This window comes from Actinomadura sp. BRA 177 (genome assembly GCF_013372625.1).
In the GTDB taxonomy this organism is placed as follows: Bacteria; Actinomycetota; Actinomycetes; order Streptosporangiales; family Streptosporangiaceae; genus Spirillospora.
This window is the reverse complement of the sequence record NZ_JABXFD010000173.1, coordinates 1-208: the sequence shown is the minus strand read 5'-3', so window position 1 is coordinate 208 and position 208 is coordinate 1. Positions and strand designations below refer to the sequence as shown.

Here is a 208-nt window from a genome sequence, read left to right as displayed (position 1 = left end):
AGCGCTCGGCGTGCGGCCACATCGACAAGAAGAACCGGCCCGACCAGGCCACCTTTAAATGCACGTCGTGCGGCTTCGCTGAGCACGCCGACGTCAACGCAGCCCGCAACATCGCCGCACGCGGCGCCGCGGGCTGGGCAGTGAGTCACGCTGCCGACGACGCGGCCTGACCCACCACATCCAGTGGCGGCCAAGAGCTGCAAGCTCG

General features: G+C 68.8%; 1 protein-coding gene. It reads left to right on the top strand.

Translation table 11 applies throughout. The annotated features are described in order from the left end of the window. Positions 1-170: zinc ribbon domain-containing protein (locus HUX53_RS05780; protein WP_176402132.1), on the top strand; the 170-nt coding region annotated here is incomplete at its 5' end. Positions 171-208 lie beyond the last annotated feature (38 nt).